The sequence below is a fragment of the Micromonospora sp. LOL_014 genome, from assembly GCF_048060245.1.
Taxonomy (GTDB): Bacteria; Actinomycetota; Actinomycetes; order Mycobacteriales; family Micromonosporaceae; genus Micromonospora_E.
This window is the reverse complement of sequence record NZ_JBHMIP010000003.1, coordinates 69,897-89,212: the sequence shown is the minus strand read 5'-3', so window position 1 is coordinate 89,212 and position 19,316 is coordinate 69,897. Positions and strand designations below refer to the sequence as shown.

General features: G+C 69.9%; 19 protein-coding genes. 6 read left to right on the top strand and 13 right to left on the bottom strand.

Annotation, left to right across the window (positions count from 1 at the left end; translation table 11 throughout):
* Nucleotide 1 precedes the first annotated feature (1 nt).
* Nucleotides 2-1,315 carry a PLP-dependent aminotransferase family protein gene (locus ACFHW1_RS03840; RefSeq protein WP_416550889.1) on the bottom strand — a complete coding sequence of 438 codons (1,314 nt, stop codon included), beginning with the start codon at nucleotides 1,313-1,315 and terminating at the stop codon, nucleotides 2-4.
* Between the two features lie 286 nt (nucleotides 1,316-1,601).
* Between ACFHW1_RS03840 and ACFHW1_RS03835 the strand changes: the two genes are divergently transcribed.
* Nucleotides 1,602-2,252: a GNAT family N-acetyltransferase gene (locus ACFHW1_RS03835; RefSeq protein ID WP_416614816.1), complete on the top strand. Its 651-nt coding sequence runs from the start codon at nucleotides 1,602-1,604 to the stop codon at nucleotides 2,250-2,252.
* 10 nt (nucleotides 2,253-2,262) lie between these two features.
* Here ACFHW1_RS03835 and ACFHW1_RS03830 read toward each other — a convergent pair whose 3' ends face one another.
* The 8 genes from ACFHW1_RS03830 to ACFHW1_RS03795 form a co-directional block, all read right to left on the bottom strand.
* Nucleotides 2,263-3,420 (bottom strand): N-acetylmuramoyl-L-alanine amidase, encoded by a 1,158-nt coding sequence (locus ACFHW1_RS03830; RefSeq protein WP_416550887.1) that lies wholly within the window; start codon nucleotides 3,418-3,420, stop codon nucleotides 2,263-2,265.
* Nucleotides 3,421-3,667: 247 nt separating this feature from the next.
* Entirely contained in the window at nucleotides 3,668-3,991 is a 324-nt protein-coding gene (trxA, locus tag ACFHW1_RS03825) for a thioredoxin (RefSeq protein ID WP_123606654.1), read from the bottom strand.
* A 38-nt stretch (nucleotides 3,992-4,029) separates the two neighbouring features.
* Complete coding sequence (gene trxB / locus ACFHW1_RS03820; RefSeq protein ID WP_416550886.1) at nucleotides 4,030-4,986, bottom strand: thioredoxin-disulfide reductase; 957 nt, start codon at nucleotides 4,984-4,986, stop codon at nucleotides 4,030-4,032.
* A gap of 115 nt (nucleotides 4,987-5,101) precedes the next feature.
* Nucleotides 5,102-6,049: a hypothetical protein gene (locus tag ACFHW1_RS03815; RefSeq protein WP_416614814.1), complete on the bottom strand. Its 948-nt coding sequence runs from the start codon at nucleotides 6,047-6,049 to the stop codon at nucleotides 5,102-5,104.
* Nucleotides 6,046-6,738 carry an RNA polymerase sigma factor SigM gene (gene sigM, locus ACFHW1_RS03810; protein WP_416550884.1) on the bottom strand — a complete coding sequence of 231 codons (693 nt, stop codon included), beginning with the start codon at nucleotides 6,736-6,738 and terminating at the stop codon, nucleotides 6,046-6,048. The genes ACFHW1_RS03815 and sigM overlap by 4 nt, the downstream gene beginning before the upstream one ends.
* Nucleotides 6,735-8,276: a protein kinase domain-containing protein gene (locus ACFHW1_RS03805; RefSeq protein ID WP_416614813.1), complete on the bottom strand. Its 1,542-nt coding sequence runs from the start codon at nucleotides 8,274-8,276 to the stop codon at nucleotides 6,735-6,737. The genes sigM and ACFHW1_RS03805 overlap by 4 nt, the downstream gene beginning before the upstream one ends.
* Before the next feature lie 737 nt (nucleotides 8,277-9,013).
* Entirely contained in the window at nucleotides 9,014-10,753 is a 1,740-nt protein-coding gene (gene murJ, locus ACFHW1_RS03800; RefSeq protein WP_416614811.1) for a murein biosynthesis integral membrane protein MurJ, read from the bottom strand.
* Nucleotides 10,754-11,013: 260 nt separating this feature from the next.
* Nucleotides 11,014-12,057, bottom strand: a complete 1,044-nt coding sequence (locus tag ACFHW1_RS03795) for a hypothetical protein (protein ID WP_416614810.1) — start codon at nucleotides 12,055-12,057, stop codon at nucleotides 11,014-11,016.
* Between the two features lie 59 nt (nucleotides 12,058-12,116).
* Between ACFHW1_RS03795 and ACFHW1_RS03790 the strand changes: the two genes are divergently transcribed.
* Together ACFHW1_RS03790 and ACFHW1_RS03785 are read left to right on the top strand one after the other, a co-directional pair.
* Entirely contained in the window at nucleotides 12,117-13,640 is a 1,524-nt protein-coding gene (locus tag ACFHW1_RS03790; RefSeq protein WP_416550880.1) for a CCA tRNA nucleotidyltransferase, read from the top strand.
* A 128-nt stretch (nucleotides 13,641-13,768) separates the two neighbouring features.
* Entirely contained in the window at nucleotides 13,769-14,587 is an 819-nt protein-coding gene (locus ACFHW1_RS03785) for a hypothetical protein (protein WP_416550879.1), read from the top strand.
* 20 nt (nucleotides 14,588-14,607) lie between these two features.
* Here the strand turns inward: ACFHW1_RS03785 and ACFHW1_RS03780 are convergent, their stop codons facing one another.
* A complete protein-coding gene (locus ACFHW1_RS03780; protein WP_416550878.1) occupies nucleotides 14,608-14,844 on the bottom strand; it encodes a hypothetical protein in 237 nt (78 codons plus the stop codon).
* A 60-nt stretch (nucleotides 14,845-14,904) separates the two neighbouring features.
* On the bottom strand, nucleotides 14,905-15,285 hold the full coding sequence (locus ACFHW1_RS03775) for a hypothetical protein (protein WP_416550877.1): 381 nt from the start codon (nucleotides 15,283-15,285) through the stop codon (nucleotides 14,905-14,907).
* Nucleotides 15,286-15,982: 697 nt separating this feature from the next.
* Here ACFHW1_RS03775 and ACFHW1_RS03770 point away from each other — a divergent pair.
* The 3 genes from ACFHW1_RS03770 (at nucleotide 15,983) to ACFHW1_RS03760 (ending at nucleotide 17,363) form a co-directional block, all read left to right on the top strand.
* Entirely contained in the window at nucleotides 15,983-16,180 is a 198-nt protein-coding gene (locus ACFHW1_RS03770; protein ID WP_416550876.1) for a hypothetical protein, read from the top strand.
* A 120-nt stretch (nucleotides 16,181-16,300) separates the two neighbouring features.
* Nucleotides 16,301-16,915, top strand: a complete 615-nt coding sequence (locus ACFHW1_RS03765) for a GNAT family N-acetyltransferase (RefSeq protein WP_416614808.1) — start codon at nucleotides 16,301-16,303, stop codon at nucleotides 16,913-16,915.
* Complete coding sequence (locus tag ACFHW1_RS03760) at nucleotides 16,881-17,363, top strand: methylated-DNA--[protein]-cysteine S-methyltransferase (protein WP_416550874.1); 483 nt, start codon at nucleotides 16,881-16,883, stop codon at nucleotides 17,361-17,363. Before ACFHW1_RS03765 ends, ACFHW1_RS03760 begins: the two co-directional genes overlap by 35 nt.
* Before the next feature lie 76 nt (nucleotides 17,364-17,439).
* Here ACFHW1_RS03760 and ACFHW1_RS03755 read toward each other — a convergent pair whose 3' ends face one another.
* Both ACFHW1_RS03755 and ACFHW1_RS03750 read right to left on the bottom strand, forming a co-directional pair.
* A complete protein-coding gene (locus tag ACFHW1_RS03755) occupies nucleotides 17,440-18,519 on the bottom strand; it encodes an inositol-3-phosphate synthase (protein WP_123607432.1) in 1,080 nt (359 codons plus the stop codon).
* A 23-nt stretch (nucleotides 18,520-18,542) separates the two neighbouring features.
* Complete coding sequence (locus ACFHW1_RS03750; RefSeq protein ID WP_416614806.1) at nucleotides 18,543-19,211, bottom strand: PadR family transcriptional regulator; 669 nt, start codon at nucleotides 19,209-19,211, stop codon at nucleotides 18,543-18,545.
* Between the last annotated feature and the right edge of the window lie 105 nt (nucleotides 19,212-19,316).

Here is a 19,316-nt window from a genome sequence, read left to right as displayed (position 1 = left end):
ATCATGCCAAGTCAGGCCCGGGCGCGTCCGCGCCGGGGCGCTGGCGTCGGCCAGATCCGCCGGAGACCGGTCCGAAGACCTCGCGCATCGCCGACTCCCGCTCCATCACGCCGGCCAGCCGCCGGACGCCTTCCCGGATCCGCTCCGGCGGGGGGTAGGAGAAGTTGAGCCGCATGTTGCCGGCCCCGGAGCCGTCAGCGTAGAAGCCGGTGCCGGGAACGTAGGCCACCCGGGCGGCGATGGCCCGGGGGACCATGGCTTTGGCGTCCAACCCGTCCGGCAGCGACGCCCAGACGAACAGGCCGCCGCTCGGTCGGGTCCAGGTCGTCCCGGCCGGCATCAGGTCGGTCAGCGCGGACAGCAGTGCGTCCCGCCGCTCCCGGTAGACCTCCCGGTACGTCTTGAGCTGCTCCCGCCACGGCATGGTGGCCAGGTAGGTGGCGACCGCGGCCTGGGCGTAGGCACTGGGGCAGAGGATCTGCGCCTCACTGGCGATGACCAGCTTCTCGCGTACCGCGTGCGGGGCGAGAATCCAACCGACCCGCAGCCCTGGCGCGAAGGTCTTGGAGAAGGTGCTCAGGTAGAAGACGCCGTGCCGGCGTCGGGCCCGCAGCGGCGCCGGCGCTTCGCCGTCGAAGCTCAGCTGGCCGTACGGGTCGTCCTCGACGACCAGCAGGCCGGCGCGTTCGCAGATGTCGAGTACCCGGTCGCGGCGCTCGTCGGTCAGCGTCACGCCAGCCGGGTTCTGAAACGTCGGGATGGTGTAGAGGAACTTCGCCCGTCGGCCGGACCGGGCCACTTCGGTGATCGCCTGCTCCAGCGCCTCGGGGATCAGCCCGTCGGCGTCCATCGGCACGTGCACCACCTGGGCCTGCGCCGCCTGGAACACGCCGAGGGCGCCGACGTAGGTGGGGCCCTCGGCGAGGACCACGTCGCCCGGGTCCAGGAAGAGCCGGGCGACCAGATCGAGGGCCTGCTGCCCGCCGACGGTCACCACCACGTCCTCGGGGGAGGCCCCGGACGAAACGTCGATCCCGGACAGCGACATCACTTCGCAGATCCGTTCCCGCAGGTCGAGGGTGCCCTGGCCGATGCCGTACTGCAGGGTCGAGGTGCCGGTCTCGGCGGCGAGGCGGCCGAGCATTTCGCCGACCGCGTCCAGCGGCAGCGCGGCGACGTACGGGGCTCCGCCGGCGAGCGACACCACCTCCGGCCGACTGGCGACGGCGAACAGCGCCCGGATCTCCGAGGCGGTCATCCCCCGGACCCGGCGGGCATAGCGGTCGGTGTAGTCGTCGAGCGTCGTGCCGGTCATGACCTCACCTCGAAACGCGTCGCACCGGTGGTGCCGGGTCGGGCCGCGACACGCACTGATCGTCTGATGGTAGTCCGGCGTGTCGCGGTCCGGCGTGGGCATTACCACACCGTCCATATGTCGGACCAGCGAACCCGGATTGGCCTGCGAAGACAGCGACCGGACGCCCGACCTCTCCCCGGACGCGAGGTTGCGGCGTACGATCGCTCGTTGGGGACAGGAGACGGCGCGTGGTGAGGCTCGGCGGGTTTCAACGCTTGACCGGTTCGGTGGTGGGGGATCGCCAATGTCGCGACGTCTGGTCAGTCTGACGCTGGACACGCTGGAGGAGCTACCCAGATCCTGCCGGCGGTGTGTCTTCTGGGAGCTCGATCCGGTGGCGGCCGACCGCGCCCGGACCTCCGGCGACCCGGCGCTGGAGAAGGAGGCGTGGGTCTCCCAGACTCTCCTGGAGTGGGGTTCCTGCGGCAAGCTCGCCTACGTCGACGGCATGCCGGCCGGCTTCGTGATGTACGCGCCGCCGGCCCACCTGCCGAGGTCGATGGCGTTCCCGACGTCCCCGGTCTCCGCCGACGCGGTACTGCTGACCACGGCGCACGTGGTGCAGCCGTTCGCCGGCGGTGGCCTTGGGCGAATGCTGGTGCAGGGCGTGGCCCGGGATCTCACCAAACGGGGCATCAAGGCGATCGAGGCGTTCGGTGACGCCACCGCCGACCCGGCGGAGACGTCCGGTCGGGGCTGTCTCGCCCCAGCCGACTTCTACCTGTCGGTCGGCTTCAAGACGGTCCGACAGCACCCCCGGTTCCCCCGGCTACGGCTGGAGTTGCGGACCGCGTTGTCGTGGAAGTCGGACGTCGAGTACGCCCTGGAGAAGCTGCTCGGCTCGATGACTCCGGAGCACCTGCTGCGCCCGGCCACCCACGCGGCGACGAACTGACTGACGTGGTTCAGGCCTCCGCCGTCGCGTCGACCACCGCGCGCAGCGTGTGTACGTCGATCGACCCGGTCGGCACGTCCAGCTCCACCGGGTAGTACATCCGCTGCACCGCCGCTACCAGTGCCTCTGCCACCTGGTCGCGAAACCCGGGCCGGATCAGCCGGGCCCGGTCGGCCGAGCAGGTCAGATAACCCACGTCCACCCGTACCGCCGGCATCCGGGTCAGCCGTAGCAACTCCCAGCTCTTCGCGTGGACCCGGCAGTCGCGCAGGCCGGTACGTACCGCGATCTCCCGCTGTACCAGCCCGGCCAGCCGCTCGCCGACCGTCGACGTGACCCCGTTGCCGGTGCCGTAGTGGTAGGTGGCCACCCCGTCGGCGGCCGGGTTGGCATGCCCGTCGACGTGCAGGGAGATGAACAGGTCCGCGCCGACGTCGTTGGCCAACTGGGTCCGCGCCGGGTCGCTGAGCACCGAGGTGGTGGCCGGACCCCGGGTGAGATGCACCCGCATCCCGGCTGCCGCCAGCCGCCCCTCCAACCGGGCGGCGAGGTCGTACGCCAGCTCCGCCTCGGACCAGCGCCGGCCGCTGTCGATGACCACAACGCCGGGATCGGATCCCCCGTGACCAGGGTCGACGACGATCGTCTTGCCCACCAGGTTGGGGCCGGACTCGCGGAACGCGTCGGCTTCCCGCAGCCACTGTGGGCGTCCGCCGACCACCTTGCGGCCCAACCTGCGCATCGCGTGCATGGTGTACGGCCCGCAGCCGCCGTCGGCGGTCAGTCCCACCTCCCGCTGGAACTGGGTGACCGAGCGGGCGGTGCGCCCGCCGTACACGCCGTCGGCGCGGCCCACGTCGTAGCCCATCTCCAGCAGACGTTCCTGCAGCGCCCGGACGTCCTCGCCGACCAGCGGCTGCGATATCGAGTGGTAGAGCGCCCGGTCACCGAGCCGCCAGCGGGCGGCGTCCAGCGCCCGCCAGGTCTCCGCGCCTACCCGGCCGTCGATGCTCAGTCCACGGAGTTGCTGGAAGGCGCGTACGGCGTGCTCGGTGCGGGCGTCGAATACGTCGGCCCCCGGGGTTGGCTCGAGCAGCTCCAGGTTGACCAGGATGGAGCGGATCTCGGCCACGGCGGGACCCTGATCGTCACGGCGGATCGGGCGCACGGGACGTGGACCTCCCCCCTGCAGGCGCGGACGATCCGGAGCGTAACCCGGCCGGCAGGTGCCCGTACCCGGGTTACGGCGAAGCGGACCGTACGGGGAGCGCCCGGTGTTCGGACGATCAGCCCGGGAACGAACCAACCAGCAGCCCTATAACGGCGTCGCCAGCAGCCCGAAAACGGACCAGCCGGCCCACCCGTCAGGTGGGCCGGCTGGTCCGCCGTGCCGCGCGGGGCAGCCCCGCTGAAGTTCAGAAGGCCGACTCGATCAGCTTGACCAGGTCGCCCTTGGGCCGGGCGCCGGCCACCGACTGCACCGGCTCACCGGCCTTGAACACGGTGAGCGTGGGAACCGACATCACCCGGTACCGGCGGGCGATCTCCGGGTTCTCGTCGATGTTCAGTTTGACGATCGACACCTTGTCACCCATCTCGGTGGCGATCTCCTCGAGCAGCGGTGCGACCTTTCGGCACGGCTGGCACCACTCGGCCCAGAAGTCCACCAGCACCGGCTTGTCGGACATCAGTACGTCGGTGGCGAAGCTGGCCTCGGTGACCGCTCGGGTAGCTCCCACGGGAAAATCCTCCTCCTCGACCGCCGGCGCGCCGGCGGTCAGACCTCTTCGAGTGTGGCGAGGTAACGCTCGGCGTCGAGCGCCGCCGCGCAACCGCTGCCGGCAGCGGTGATCGCCTGCTGGTAGGTGTGGTCGACCAGGTCACCGGCGGCGAACACGCCCGGCACGCTGGTCCGGGTGCTCGGCGAGTCGACCAGCACGTAGCCGTTCTGGTCGAGCTCAACCTGGCCGCGGAACATTTCGCTCCGTGGGTCGTGACCGATCGCGACGAAGACCCCGGTGACGTCGAGTGTCCGGGACTCGCCGGTGTGCGTGTTGCGCAGCCGGATCCCGGAGACCTTACCGTCGGCACCGAGGATCTCCTCGACGACACTGTTCCACTCGACCCGGATCTTGTCGTTGCCGAGCGCGCGGGTCGCCATGATCTGGCTGGCCCGGAACTCGTCGCGGCGGTGCACGATGGTCACCGACTCGGCGAACCGGGTGAGGAAGGTGGCTTCCTCCATCGCCGAGTCGCCACCGCCGACCACCACGACGTGCTGCCCCCGGAAGAAGAAGCCGTCACAGGTTGCGCAGGAGGACACCCCGTGGCCGAGGAACTCCTGCTCACCGGGGACGTTCAGGGGACGCCACGCGGAGCCGGTGGCCAGGATGATCGCCTTGGCCCGGTAGCCGGTCTCGCCCACGTACACCGTGCTGGCCTCGGTGGCGCCCGGGGTGCCGGTGTCGGCCAACTCGACCCGCGTCACGTCGTCGGTGACGAACTCGGCACCGAAGCGCTCGGCCTGCTTGCGGATCGAGTCCATCAGCTCCGGACCCATGATGCCGTCCGGGAAGCCGGGGAAGTTCTCCACCTCGGTGGTGGTCATCAGTGCTCCGCCGGACTGCACCCCCTCGATGACGAGTGGGCGCAGGTTGGCGCGTGCGGCGTACACCGCAGCGGTGTAACCGGCCGGCCCCGAGCCGATGATGATCAGGTTGCGGACCTCGTCCACTGCCGACTCCCAAAGTCTGATTTCTGCGCAACGGCGACCGTTGACGACAACGCCTCGGAGCCGGGGAGTAATCCCGCTCCGGTGCCGCGTGTCCCACGTCACGCGGCCGGCAGGGTCACCCTACCTGTGCCGAGTACCTGGTGTCCGCGCCGGCCGCAGGCGTACCGCAGCCGGTGCCGCTCACCCAGATCCAGCTGGCACCGAAGCTGTCACTGAACGAGAGGACCAGCGCCGGTTCACCTTCGAAGGCCGCGAAGTCCACCAGGTCGACGCCGAGTACGCCGTTACCGTGCTCGGCGGTCACCGCGGCCACGCAGTCGGCCAGTGCGGCCGGGTCGGCGAGGCGGGCCAGTGCCGTCGAGGCGGGCGACTCCTGCAGTACGGTGTCCTCGCCGGCAGCCGGTTGCCCCCCGTCGACGCCGCCACGCCCGACGGCCTCGAACATCGGCACGATCGTCGCCCGCTGGTAGTCGGTGCCGCTGGCCAGCAGCCGAGGTGCGGAGGCGTCCATCATCGTGCCCGGCTGGTCCTCCTGTCGGGTCTCGGCGCTCTGGCTTTCAGCGCTGCCAGCATCGTCCGATGGGCTACCCGCCGTGGTGCTCGCGTCGTCTGCGGACCCGGCACCGAGCAGCTGGCCGACTCCGAGGCCGGCGAACGCCACGGCGGCCGCCGCGACGGTGATCGGAGCGGCGTACCGCTGCCAGCGGCGGCGACGGTCCCGCCCCACCCGGGCCGCCGCAAGCGGCACCGGCGCCGCGACGGTGGCCAGATCCGGGCTGATCGCCGGGTCCGAGGCCGGCGGCGGTAGCGGCTCGGCGGCCAGGGCGGCGTGCACCCGGTCGGCGACGTCGGGTGGGATCGGCTCGACGACGCTGCCCCACTCGGCGAGCATCGTCTGGACCAGCTGGGTGGCCTCGACCAGCTCGTCGTGGGCCGCCCGCCAGGACGGTCGTTCCACGATCAGCCGGGCCACGGCGACCTCGTCCGGGGTGCCGTCGAGCGCCCCACCGACATAGTCGGCGAGCAGCTCTCGATCGACCTCCTGGAACCGGTCGGCGGTCACCGTTCCTCCTTGCCACCGTCGCCACGTGCGGACCCTGATGGGACGTCGTCGAGCCGCTGCGGGTTCCGTGGGGTGAGCGACGACACCTGGGCGCGTGGTGGTGCCACCTGCGCGTTCGCCCGCTGTGGCCGCAGATGCCCGAGAAGCCCGGCCAGCCGGGCCCGTCCCCGGGCGCAGCGGCTCTTCACCGTGCCCTCGGCGACGCCGAGCATCACCGCCGCGTCGGCGACCGGGTATCCCTGCACATCGACCAGGATCAACGCGGCCCGCTGTTCCGCCGGCAGCTCGGCCAGTGCCTGGCGGACGACCAGGGCGGTGTCGTGATCGACCGGGGGTGCCACCGGCTCGGTGCCTCGTACACCGTCGCCGTCCCGGCCACCGTCGGGCAGCGGCACCGTGGGGTGGGACTTGCGGCGGCGTACCCGGTCCAGGCACGCGTTGACCACGATGCGGTGCAGCCAGGTGGTGACCGCAGCGTCGCCCCGGAACCGGGCGGCCGCGCGGTGTGCCGACAGCAGCGCGTCCTGCAGCGCGTCGGCGGCCTCCTCGCGGTCGCTGAGCGTCCGCAGGGCAACGGCCCAGAGCCGGTCCTGATGCCGCCGTACCAACTCACCGAACGCCTCCGGGTCGCCGTCGACGTGTGCCCGGAGCAGCTCCTCGTCGCCGAGGTCGACCCGGCCTCCGGTCATGGCCCCTCGACCGTGATCTCCTGAACGCCGATCTGGTACTTGTCGTTGCCGATCGGAGGCAACTTGGTGATCCACACCAGGAGGTACTGGTAGGTCTCGTCGGGAGAGAATCCGCTGAAGGTGAGGGTCGCTCCGTCGGCGTTCTCGAACCGGGCGCCGATCCGGTCGGTGAACGTCTCGAGGATCTCGTCGTCGCCTTCCCGGGTCGCTCCCGGGTCGTTCGGACCGGCCAGTAGCTCGGCGGTGGCACCGGACGCGGAGAGCTCGACCTTCACGCTGGTCACCGCCCGTGGCTCCTGCAGGTCGATCAGCACCCCCATGCCCCGCTTCAGGTTGCCGAAGTTGGGGTTGCGCTCGTAAGCGTCGGTCTCCCATCCGGTGTTGGTGTCGCCGTCAACGGCGGCCTCCGCCCCGTCGAGCTCGTCGCGGGCACCGTCGGCGTCGACGATGCGGACCTGGCCGCCGGAGAGGGCGATCGGCTGTGGCTGGGCCGGGGCACTGGTCTCGGTGGGACCCGGGGTCGAGGTTACCTGGGTCTCGGGCGGCGTGGACCGATCGCCCTCGCCGTCACGGTCGTTGCCGAGCGCGCTGATCCCGAAGTACAGCCCGGTCACCGCGATGACCAGCAGCCCGGCGACACCGGCGGCGATCTTGCGACGGGAAGCGAGTGGGGTGCCGGTCGGCTCGTCGTCGTCGGCCGCCGAGAACCGCAGCGGTCCGACGCTGCCGAGGTAGTGCTCTTCGGTGCCGGCGTCGAGCCGACCCAGCTCGGCGGCGAGCACCTCCGAGGAGGGCAGCGCGAGTCGCGGGTCGAGCAGGTCCATGGTCAGGTCGTCGAGGTACGCCGGAACACCGGAGCGCACCTGACGGGGGGCGGCGACCGCCCCGGTCGCATCCCGGACCGCGTCCGGCAGCGTCGTGCTGCCGGCCTCGTGCTGTGGCCAGTGGCCGGTCATCGCGAAGTAGAGCACACCGCCGATCGCCCGGATGTCGGTTTCGTAGGTGTCGGAACTGTCGGCCCGTGCGTCGGCCAGCACCACCCGGCCGTCGTGGCCGATCATCACCGTGCCGGGGTGGATGTTGCCGTGCACCATGCCGGTGGCGTGCACCGCAGCGATGGCGGAGGCGACCGAGTGAGCGATCATGGTGGCCCGGGCCGCGTCCAACGGACCGGCGGCGGCGATCACCTCGCGCAGCGAGTCGCCCTCCACCCACTCACGGACGACGTAGGCCCGCTGCCCCTCGTCGATGGCGTCGTAGACGCCGACCAGGTTGGAGTGGATGACCCGACTGGCCCGTACCGCGGCCTGCAGCATCTCCATGGCGGAATCGCCACCGGGGTAGCGCAGCACCACCGCGACCGGACGGCGCAGCACCACGTCGACCCCACGCCAGACCTGCCGGCCCGCACTGTCGTTGTTGACGTGCTGAGCCAGCTGGTATCGCTCGGCGAGGATCTCGCCGGCGGAGGGCGCATCGAAGGCCATCATCGGCGGACTGGCCTCGTCCGCCTCCTGGCCTTCGCCGACCTGGGTCACCCGTCCTCCCTGTGGATCGTCTCGGTCGAACCCTGGTGCTGGTCGTCCGGTGTTCTGCCGGTTGTCCGATTATCCTGCCGGTCGCGCTTGCCGTGCTGGTCGTCGTGCTGCCGGCACCGGCCGGCCCGCAGCGGTGGAACGTCACCGTTCACGACCCGGTGTCGCACATATCCGTCCAGAACGACTTTACCTGCGTTGCGGCACCACCAACATGTCAGCTTCCCGCAGCTCCCGCAATGCCGACCGGCGATCGACCTGCCGTCGGGCGGACCATCGGTCAATGCCGCCCCGCCCGTACGGCCAGCCGCACGCCCGTCCGGTGAGTAGCTACCGGGGGTGACACTGGCCCGGCCGCATAACCTCCATCGCAAATATACGTTGTACCGCCCGGGTGCCGCTCCCAGCCCGCCGCGACAGCCCGCCGCCACCGGACCACCGAGGCTCCGACACCGCCCGTAACGAGGATCCTGGTTTTGAGTTATCCACAGGCGCTGACCTGGTGTCGAGCGTGTCCAACCCGGTTATCCACAGGCCTGTCCACAGGCTGATCTCAGCCAAGCAACGTCCAGTGACACTGCGTCAACGTGCTTGACGCGCTCATCCAACCTGCCAACGGCAACACCTGGATCTCCCCACTACCTGACCCGCACCGACCAACCGATCGCCAGGCTCCTATCAGTTGCGTGTTGGCGAAGGCGCACCGTGCAAGATGCGGTTGATCATCCTGAAATGGCTAGTCAGCGGGTGAGCCGACGGCGGACCATTCCGAGCACCTCGGTGATCTCGGTGATCTTCAGTACCACGGCCAGCCCGAGGTACGACGTACCGATCACCGCGCCACCGATCGCCAGTTGGACTGCGGCGGCCGGCCAGCTCAAGTGAGCCGGGTCGCCGGGCAGCAGCTTGACCACCAGTAGCCCAACCACGGCGGCACCCAGCGCAGCGACCACCACTCGGCCCAGAGTGCCCATGATCTGACCCAGCCCGATCCGGCCGACCCGTGGGCGCAGCAGGACTACCGAGACCACCGCCGCCGCAACGTACGAGATCGCGTTGCCGAGCATCATGCCGGCCGCCGCGAAGGTAGCAGAGAAGGCCAGGTAGAGCCCGACCTGAACGAGTACCCGGAGGATCACCACTGGAATATTGATCAGAGCCGGTGTGCGGGTGTCCGGCAGCGCGTAGAAAGCGAAGGTGAACAGCTGGCTGATTGCGAATGGAACCAGGCCGACCGCCGCTACGAGCAGCACGGTCGACGTGGCCACTGCGTTGTCGCCGGTGAAGGCGCCGTATCGGAAAACCACGACCGAGATTGGCCCGGCCAGCACGGCATAGCAGACCGCGATTGGGGCGAGTACCGCGGTGACCGTCCGGGTACCCCGGGAGAGGTCGGCGGTGAAGTCCCGAAACCGGCCGTCTGCGGCTGCCGCGCTGATCCGTGGCATCAGCGCGGTGATGACTGAGACGGCGATGATGCCGTGCGCCATCATCAGCAGGAGGAATACGTTGTTGTAGATCAGCAGGCCGGCGCTGTCCTCGCCCGCCGCCCGGGTCAGCAAATTGACTACCACGAACAGCCCGAGCTGGTTGACCGCAACGTAGCAGAACATCCAGCCACCGAGTTTAGCCAGCTCGCGTAGACCCAGCTTGCGGAAGTCGAAGCGCAGCTTCCACCGGAAACCGACCTTGCGAAGCGCCGGCAGCAGGCCGGCTGCCTGGACTGCTACACCAAGCAGAGCACCGCCACCGACCAGCAGGATTCGACCCGCGTCCATCTGGTCCGGCCGCAGCGCCCGGGCTCCGTAGACCAGGATGTAGAGGCCGAACGCACCGATGACCACCAGGTTGTTGAGGATTGGCGCCCACATCGGCGCGGCGAAGTGACCCCGGGTGTTCAGGACTGCGGCAATCAGCGCACTCAGGCCGGTGAAGAACAACATCGGCAGCATCAGGTACGACAGCTTGGTGACCAAGTCGGTGTAGTCCGCGTCCTTGCCGCTGGCGTAGAGCGCGGTCAGCACCGGTGCGGAGGCCATCGCGATCAGCGCGGCGGTGGCCAGGGCGATCACCGCCAAGGTCAGCAGGCGCTGGGCGTACGCCTCGCCCCGGTCCGGGTCGTTCTTGCGTCGCCGGACTAGTACCGGAATCAGAACGCTGGTGAGGACACCGCCGAGCAGGAACTCGTAGACCTGATTCGGCAGAAACTGCGCGGTGGTGAAGACGTTGCCGACTAGGTTACCCAGCGCCGCGCCGACCATTAGATTACGGACGAATCCCGTACCCCGGCTGACTAGGCTGCCGATCGCCATCACCGCGCTGTTCGCTGCGGCGCTGGTCTCGGCGACCACCTCCTGTGGGGGTGCGGTGGCTTCAACGGCCGGCTGGTTCAGAGGCTCTGCCGAGATGAAGGTAGCCTCGTCGTCCGGCACCTGTCCGCCGCCGTGCGCGTTGGCGCTGCGGTAGAGTCCACCGGCCATCTTCCTGCCTCCAAGGGTGGGCCGGACATTCTTTCCAGCCAAAACGTTCACAAGGGGTGGGATAGGCGCGTACTCCCCGCCGAGCTTGCTGAACGCTTCGATCGTGCTTCAGCACTGGGCCAGCCGAAGATACTCTGGGCGACGGTAGCCTCGGCCGCCCCGACCGGGGTCGGCGTTCGTGCTCCGGTACAACCCGCCACTCATCGGACCTCCCACCCCGCCGGTACGCCGGAACCGCCGCGCCGGACGCAGGACCGAGCCTATCGGCCGTCGTCGTCGGCCGGGACGATGCCCGACAGTGCGTCGACCACCCAGGCGGCCTCGGCCGGCACCACCGGCTCGGTCAGCGCGTCCAGCACGGTCGGATGGTCGCAGCCGGCGTCGGCCAGCGTCCGACCGAGCACCGGCACCACCGCCAGGTCACCGGTGTCGCGGGCCCGCCGGGCCAGTTCGGCGACGGCCGGGGTACGCCACGGAGTGTCGAGCACCCGGCGGTGCCGGGCCGCCGCCCGGCGTACCAATTCGGTGACCTCGTCGAACGGAAAGGACTCCGCACCGAGGACGCGGGCCGGTGCGCCGGGGCCGTCCGGCTGCCCGGCGGCCACCCAGCCCCAGCCGGCGGCGTACCGCCAGTGCGTCCGGGCGCCGTGGTCGAGATGGTCGCGCACCTGCCGGGCCACCGACTCGTCGTCGAGAATCCGGGGGTCGACCGTGGCCGGTGCCGGCCACCAGGACGGGTCGGCGAACAGCTCCAGTGGCGGCTGCACCGGGCCGGTCCTCGCATCGGTGCCGTCCGGGTCGCCCGCCGGACCGTCGCCAGTGATCGCTGAGCCATCAGGTGCCGCCGGGTCTTCGGTTCCCGACGGCCCGGCGCGGCGTAGCGCGCGCAGCGCGGTGGCCAGCATGGTGGCTGCCCGGTCCTCCTCCAGCGGGTCACCGGCCGGTGGTGCGTACCGGTGCAGCAGCGCCACCAGCAGACCGGGATGTGGCCACGCCGGATCGTCCAGGGCGAGCAACCGGCCGATCAGGTCCAGTTCCGCCCAGCGCAGCACCGCCGCGTACGGCCGGCCCGGGTCCAGCCGGGCCAGCGGCAGCGGCTCGGTCGCTCCCGGCTGACGCAGGCCGAGCAGGCATTCGCCGTACCCGAGGTCGATCTCCAGCACCAGGCCGTAGCCGTCGGCGACCGGCAGCACCACCCGGGTCTGCGCGTGATGGGCCGGTACGGGTCCGTCCACTGGCGGCAGGTACGCCGCCCAGAAGGTCGGATCGGTGGTCAGGCTGGCCAACGGTTCGGGAATCGGCACGGTGACTCATCCTGCCCGGCGGGGGCGGCGGCGGCCACAGCGGCTACTCTGGCGATCCCATGTCCGAAACCTCCGCGCCTCGCGCCACCGATGCTCGCGCCACGGACGCTCGTGCCGCCGCCGGGTCCGACCGCACTGCGGCGACCCCGGGTGACCTGACCGCCGTGCAACGCAACGCCGTCGCCGAACTGCTCCGGGTCTCCCCGGTCGCCGACGAGCTCGGCAACCGGTTCGCCGCCGCCGGCCACGAGCTGCACCTGGTCGGCGGCTCGGTCCGCGACGCGCTGCTCGGCCGACTCGGCAGCGACCTGGACTTCTGCACCGACGCGCACCCGGACCAGACCCTGGCGGTGGTCAAGGGCTGGGCGGAGGCGATCTGGGAGACCGGCCGCGAATTCGGCACCATCGGCGCCCGTCGGGGTGGGATGACCCTGGAGATCACCACCTACCGGGCGGAAGCCTACGACGGGGTGACCCGTAACCCGGTGGTCGCCTACGGCACCAGCCTCGCCGACGACCTGCGGCGGCGCGACTTCACCATCAACGCGATGGCGGTCAGCCTGCCCGAGCACCGGTTCACCGATCCGTACGGCGGGGTCAGCGATCTGGCCGCGAAGATCATCCGTACCCCGGGGACGCCGCAGGACTCGTTCGGCGACGACCCGCTGCGGATGCTGCGGGCCGCCCGGTTCGCCGCGCAGCTGAGGTTCGCCGTGCATCCGGACGTCCGCGCGGCGATGGCCGCCATGGCGGCCGACCTGGACCGGATCACCGCCGAACGGATCCGGGACGAGTTCAGCAAGCTGCTGTGCGGTACCGACCCGGTCGCCGGGTTGCGGCTGCTGGTCGACTCCGGGCTGGCCGACCGGTTCCTGCCGGAGCTGTCCGGGCTGCGGCTGGAGATCGACGAGCACGCCCAGCACAAGGACGTGTACGAGCACACGTTGACCGTGGTGAGCAACGCCGTCCGGCTGGAAAGCGACGGCTGCGACTTCGTCCTGCGGATGGCGGCGCTGATGCACGACATCGGCAAGCCGGCGACCAAGGCGGTCGGGTCGGACGGTCGGGTCAGCTTCCACCACCACGAGGTGGTCGGTGCCCGGATGACCCGGCACCGGATGAAGGCGCTGCGCTACCCCAAGGAGGTCACCACCCAGGTGGCCAAGCTGGTCGGCCTGCACCTGCGGTTCTACGGGTACGGCCGGGGCGAGTGGACCGACTCGGCGGTCCGCCGCTACGTCACCGACGCCGAAGATCTGCTGCCCCGACTGCACAAGCTGACCCGGTCCGACTGCACCACCCGCAACCGGCGAAAGGCCGCCGCACTGGCCGCCGACTACGACGCGCTGGAGGAGCGGATCGCCCGGATTCAGGCAGAGGAGGATCTGGCCCGGGTCCGGCCGGATCTGGACGGCAACGCGATCATGGAGCTGCTCGGCGTACCGCCGGGACCGGTCGTCGGCCGGGCCTGGCGGCATCTCAAGGAGGTCCGGCTGGAGCGCGGCCCGCTGGACCGCGACGAGGCCGAGGCGGAGTTGCTCCGGTGGGCACGGGACGAAGGGATCCTGTCCGACGCCGGTTAGCCACCCGTAGCGCCCGAATCGGTGGTTACCGGGCGTTGTGCCGCTCGACTACCGTCGCAGGACGGACGGTGCGGCGATCCTGCTGGCGGTCGCGCGCCACGGACAGCTGATCAACCGGGAGGGCCCAGATGCAGCCGTGTGCGGTCTGCGGCGGTGTGTCCGTCAACCAGGCCGGCTACTGCCTCCAGTGCGGCACGTTCCGCGGTGTTCCGTCCAGCCAGGCCGGCTACCCCGGACACCCGCCGCCGCAGCCGCCGGCACCGGTCTACCCCGGCAGCGGTGCGCCGAGCTATCCGGGCTACCCGATGGCGCCGCAGCCGCCCGACCGCGGCCGGTCCTACCTGGTCCCGCTGGTGGCCCTCGGCGCGACGTTCGTTGTACTCGTGGCGGCGATCGGCGTGGTGATCGCGGTCCGCGGCACTGGCGACGGCAACCGGGTCACGGCCGATCCGAGCGTCTCCCCGACCTCCGGCGCCTCCGTGACTCCCGGCGCCTTGCCGACTCCGAGGGAAGCCTCGCCGCCGCTGGTCGACCCCTGCGTGGTCGGTACCTGGCAGGTGGACTCGTACGAGGAGGACATCGCGCTGGAGGAGCCGTTCGGCAGGACCAGGTTCAGCGGCGTCGGCCCCGGTGCCCGGGTCGAGTTGCGCGAGGACGGGTCGGGCACCACCGACTACGGCGACGGCACCACCTTCGAGGGATTCGTAGCCGGGACCGTCGTCACCCTAACCATCAGCGGACGGGTCACCTACCGCTTCCGTGCCCTGGAGGGCACGGTCTCCTTCAGCGACGTTGACGCGGACGGCACGGTCACGTTGAGCGCCCCGGGTGTCGACTCGGAGAGCCAGCCCCTGCTCGTCGACTTCGACCCGGCCAGCTATCAGTGCGACGGCGACACCATGACGCAGCGCACGACGCTCTACACAGCAGAGATGTCCAAGCGCTGAGAGTCAGGTGACAAGTCCACTCAGCAGTTCGCCGTCCGGTACCGCCGCGCCGGCCTGGTCCCGTAGTAGCGCTCGCAGTGGATGTCCTGAACCCACGGGTCGGAAGCGAGCGACATCAGCTGTGACCGCAGCTCGTGGTCGCTGTCCACGATGATGCTCTCGACGTAGTCCTCGCGGAGGAGCCGTCGTGGGCTCCAGGTGACCTGGAGCCGCCACCGTCGGCCCAATTCAAGGTCAAGCGTCCTGGTCTGGGACATGAGGGTTCCTTCCTCGTAGAATTGGTGATGCCGTCGTCAGATGGCGGGCGTCGAGGGCGGTCAGCCTGGTCGGCCGGGGCGCCGGCCGGATCGGGTGCGGGGATGCGGCGTCGGTGTCAGGAGAGGCAGCCCGACGAAGAAGACGCAGACTCCGGCCAGAGCCGCCGCTGCCAGGGTCAGCCACCAGTACGGTACGGACGCCGCACGGCAGACCGCAGCCACCACGACCGTGGTGAGCAGAGTCGACGCGCAGACAATCGCCAGGTTGATCGTTTGGTGGAGTTGTCCCTTCACCTCGACGGCGCCGCGCAGGGTCAGCAAGCGGTTGCGGACGCTGACCGTCATCTTGTCGGGCTGTATCGGGACCTGTTCAGCCTTGGCGCTGGGCTCCTCGTGTGCGAGGTCGATCTCCCGAGTGTCCCGCTGGGCTCCGTCTGCCATCCGTACTTCTCGCATCCTCGTAGCAGATGTGCACTGAACGTGATCGGTCTTCGTGTAGCAGTCTATGCAACTGAGAGTTCCTCTGGGTGCGCATGACACGCTGACGATACATGCATGAAGCACCTATCTGGCTGCCACAACCCGTCAGATCAAGGGGTGACTGGTGTGTAACTCAGTGTGACTTTGCTCCGGGTTGGCCGTCGAATCGATCCCTGGTCGCCGGTAGCGGAGCGCATTCATCCGCTTTGAGTGAAGCCTAGGGCCTATCTTTCGTGGTCGAGGGCTGTGGGATGTGAAACTCGAGATTGATTCGCTACTCAGGAAGCGCTAGCTTGACCGGACCAAGATCTAGCAGGTTGGTGGATGTCAGTTCGTGTGTCTGAGGTGCATCACTCGTACGTAAGAGGGGCACATATTCGATGCAGATGTGGCATCATCTACAACGTACGCCCGTTCGGTTACCCTGAGTGGCGGCGTGCGTGGGGCCAATGGTCCTGATTGTCGGGACGACGTCCGTGACCAGCTCGTCACGCAAAGGAGACAGGCAGTCATGAGTCCACTACCAAATGCTCCTGACGGAGTGCGGTCGGCCGCATCGGGTCGGCCCTCGAACGGTTCGACCGAACACACCGGTGCCGGGGGCCGCCGCGAGGAGTCCTCCACAGGCGGGACCGCGGCTGTCGGAGCGCTGACCCGCGTGACGGCGAACTTCACTCCGAGGGCGATCTCGGCCTTGGAGAAGATCGCCGTTGAGACCGGCGATTCCAAGACCGACATCCTCAACCGGTCCGTGCTGCTCTACGACGCGATCCTCGATGCGGTCGAACGTGAGGGCGGTACCCTGCACGTTACCTACCCGGACGGCACCCGCGAGCGGTTGCGGTTCATCGGCTGACGAGATTCAGCCGAGCCCAGGTCTGCCAGGCCGGTCGCGCTGCGTCCCAGGTGACGCCGGCGGGGATCGGCCGGGCCTCGAGCTGTCGTCCAGCCGCCGGTCCGATGGGACAATCGGCGGGTGCAGGTGCTCGTCCGCTCGACGCTGACCCCCGCCGACCTGGCCGCGATTCGGCAGCTCGACACATCGTTCGTCGCCACCTCGATGTACCACGTCGTCGCCCGCCACGACGGTTTCACGCTGCGGGAGGTTCCGGTGTCGCCGCCGGTGCGCAAACGGTACGACCTGACCGAAGGGGTAGCCGAGGGCGGTCGGCCATGGGACCTGTACGCGCTCGCGATCGCCGGCGACCAGCCGGCCGGCTTCATGGCGACCACCTACCAACGGTGGAACGGGCGGCAGGTGGTCAACGAGCTGCACGTGGCACCGGCGTACCGCCGGCGCGGGGTGGCCCGGGAGCTGATCGGCATAGTGCAGGTCACCGCCCGGGAGAACGCCGCCCGGGAAGTCTGGTTGGAGACCCAGAACGTCAACGTCGCGGCGGTACGCGCGTACCGCCGGCTCGGCTTGACCCTGACCGGCATCGACACCACCCGCTACCCGCCGCCGTACGCCGACGAGGTGGCCCTGTTCATGTCGGCCGCGGTGCCGCCCGCACCCGGTGACCCGGCCCGTCAGCCGACCGGCGGACAATCGGCGGATGCGATGGGCGGTGCTGGACTCACCGATCGGTGAGCTGTCGGTGGCGGTGGACGACGTCGGCGTGTGCCGGGTGCTGTTCGGGCGTACCGACGAGGTGGTCGACGTCGCGCCGACGGACCTGGTGCTGTGCGCGGCGCTCGACCAACTGCGCGGCTACTTCGCCGGTGCGTCCACCGGTTTCACGGTGCCGCTGTCGGTGCGGCGGGGCACGGAGTTCGAGCGGGCCGTGTGGCGGCGGATGACCGACATCCCGTACGGACAGACCGAAACCTACGGTGCGGTCGCCGCGGCGGTGGGCGACCCGCAGGCGGCGCGGGCGGTCGGGGTGGCCTGCAACCGCAACCCGGTCCCGGTGATCGTGCCCTGCCACCGGATCGTCGGAGCCGGCGGCAAGCTGGTCGGCTTCGGTGGCGGGCTGGCCCGCAAACGGCATCTGCTGGAGCTGGAGGCGGCGGTGGCGCTGCGCCAGGCATGGACCTGAACGGTTCCGGGCGGCCCCGCTACAGCGGGACCGCCCGGCGATGCGAGGTGCCGATCGACCGGCGAACGGCCGGGGATCAGCGCTCGATCTTGTTGACGATGAAGTCCTCGACCGCCTGGCGGGCGTCGTGGTCGGCGTACTGCTCCGGCGGCGACTTCATGAAGTAGGACGAGGCCGACAGGACCGGGCCGCCGACGCCCCGGTCGAGGGCGATCTTCGCGGCGCGCAGCGCGTCGATGATCACGCCGGCGGAGTTGGGCGAGTCCCAGACCTCAAGCTTGAGCTCGGCGTTCAGCGGGGTGTCACCGAACGAGCGGCCCTCCAGCCGGATGTACGCCCACTTGCGGTCGTCCAGCCACGGCACGTGGTCGGACGGGCCGATGTGCACGTCGCTCTTGGCCATCTCGTGCGGCACCTGGGAGGTCACCGACTGGGTCTTCGAGATCTTCTTGGAGACCAGTCGGGTGCGCTCCAGCATGTTCATGAAGTCCATGTTGCCGCCGAAGTTCAGCTGGTACGTGCGCAGCAGCTCGACGCCCCGGTCCTCGAACAGCTTGGCCAGGGCCCGGTGCACGATGGTCGCGCCGACCTGGCTCTTGATGTCGTCGCCGACGATCGGCAGCCCGGCGTCGGTGAACTTCTGCGCCCAGGTCGGGTCCGAGGCGATGAACACCGGCAGGGCGTTGACGAAGGCGCAGCCGGCGTCGATGGCAGCCTGCGCGTAGTGTCGGGCGGCCTGCTCGGAGCCGACCGGCAGGTAGCAGACAACCACCTCGGCGCGCGCGTCGCGCAGCGCCTGGGCGATGTCGACCGGCTGCTGGTCGGATTCCTGGATGACCTCCTGGTAGTACTCGCCTACCCCGTCGAGGGTGGGGCCACGCTGCACCAGCACCCCGGTGGGCGGTACGTCGCAGAAGGTAATGGTGTTGTTCTCGCTGGCGTTGATCGCCTCGGCGAGGTCCATGCCGACCTTCTTGGCGTCCACGTCGAACGCCGCGACGAACTCCACGTCCGAGACGTGGTAGTCGCCGAAGGTGACGTGCATGAGACCCGGGACGCGGTCGTTGGGGTCGGCGTTGCGGTAGTACTCCACGCCCTGTACCAGGGACGAGGCGCAGTTTCCGACACCGACGATGGCGACGCGGACGGAGCCCATCGCGTTTGCCTCCTTCTTGTTCTTCACGGCCGCTCCGGCTCGTCTCCGGGCTGTCCCGGCGGAGCCTCCCTGGTCTGTCCAGGCGGGGGCGGATCGTTCTCTGCGGGTTCGAACTTCATGGGTTCGGGGTGGCCGGTGCGTGGGGCCCGGCCGGACCGCTCGCTGGCGATCAGCTCCTCCAGCCAACGGACCTCGCGTTCGCAGGCGTCGAGTCCGTGCCGCTGGAGTTCGAGGGTGTACGCGTCGAGCCGCTCTGCGGCTCGACCGAGCACCTCGCGGAGCCCTTCCCGGCGCTCCTCGATCTTGCGCCGCCGCCCCTCCAGAATCCGCAGCCGGGTGGCCCGGTCGGTCCGGGAGAAGAAGGCGAAGTGCACGCCGAACCCGGTGTCCTCGTAGGTCTCCGGACCGGTCTGGGCGATCAGGTCGGCGAACCGTTCCTTGCCTTCGGCGGTGATGGTGTAGACGACCCGGCCGCGGCGGCTGGTCAGTGCCGGGATCTCCGCGTCGGCGGTCGTGGGGTCGTCGGCTTCGGCGATCAGGCCGTTGGCCTGCAGCCGGCGCAGCGTGGGGTAGAGCGAGCCGTAGCTGATCGCGGCGCGGATCGCCCCGAGTTTGGCGGCGAGCTCCTTGCGGAGCTCGTAACCGTGCATAGGGGACTCCTGAAGCAGGCCGAGGATGGCGAGTTCGAGCACGCTGCCCCTCCTACCTCGTGGTCTGCCCGGCATCGTCGACTCGATGTATCGAGCCGATACATCGACACGGTAGACGGAAACCCGACACCGGGCAAATGGTTCCCT

Coding starts and splice junctions, on each gene's coding strand:
- ACFHW1_RS03840 (WP_416550889.1), bottom strand. CDS start 1,315: ATGACCGGCACGACGCTCGACGACTACACCGACCGCTATGCCCGCCGG.
- ACFHW1_RS03790 (WP_416550880.1), top strand. CDS start 12,117: ATGTCCGAAACCTCCGCGCCTCGCGCCACCGATGCTCGCGCCACGGAC.
- ACFHW1_RS03755 (WP_123607432.1), bottom strand. CDS start 18,519: ATGGGCTCCGTCCGCGTCGCCATCGTCGGTGTCGGAAACTGCGCCTCG.
- ACFHW1_RS03835 (WP_416614816.1), top strand. CDS start 1,602: ATGTCGCGACGTCTGGTCAGTCTGACGCTGGACACGCTGGAGGAGCTA.
- ACFHW1_RS03785 (WP_416550879.1), top strand. CDS start 13,769: ATGCAGCCGTGTGCGGTCTGCGGCGGTGTGTCCGTCAACCAGGCCGGC.
- ACFHW1_RS03780 (WP_416550878.1), bottom strand. CDS start 14,844: ATGTCCCAGACCAGGACGCTTGACCTTGAATTGGGCCGACGGTGGCGG.
- murJ (WP_416614811.1), bottom strand. CDS start 10,753: ATGGCCGGTGGACTCTACCGCAGCGCCAACGCGCACGGCGGCGGACAG.
- ACFHW1_RS03760 (WP_416550874.1), top strand. CDS start 16,881: ATGCGATGGGCGGTGCTGGACTCACCGATCGGTGAGCTGTCGGTGGCG.
- ACFHW1_RS03775 (WP_416550877.1), bottom strand. CDS start 15,285: ATGGCAGACGGAGCCCAGCGGGACACTCGGGAGATCGACCTCGCACAC.
- sigM (WP_416550884.1), bottom strand. CDS start 6,738: ATGACCGGAGGCCGGGTCGACCTCGGCGACGAGGAGCTGCTCCGGGCA.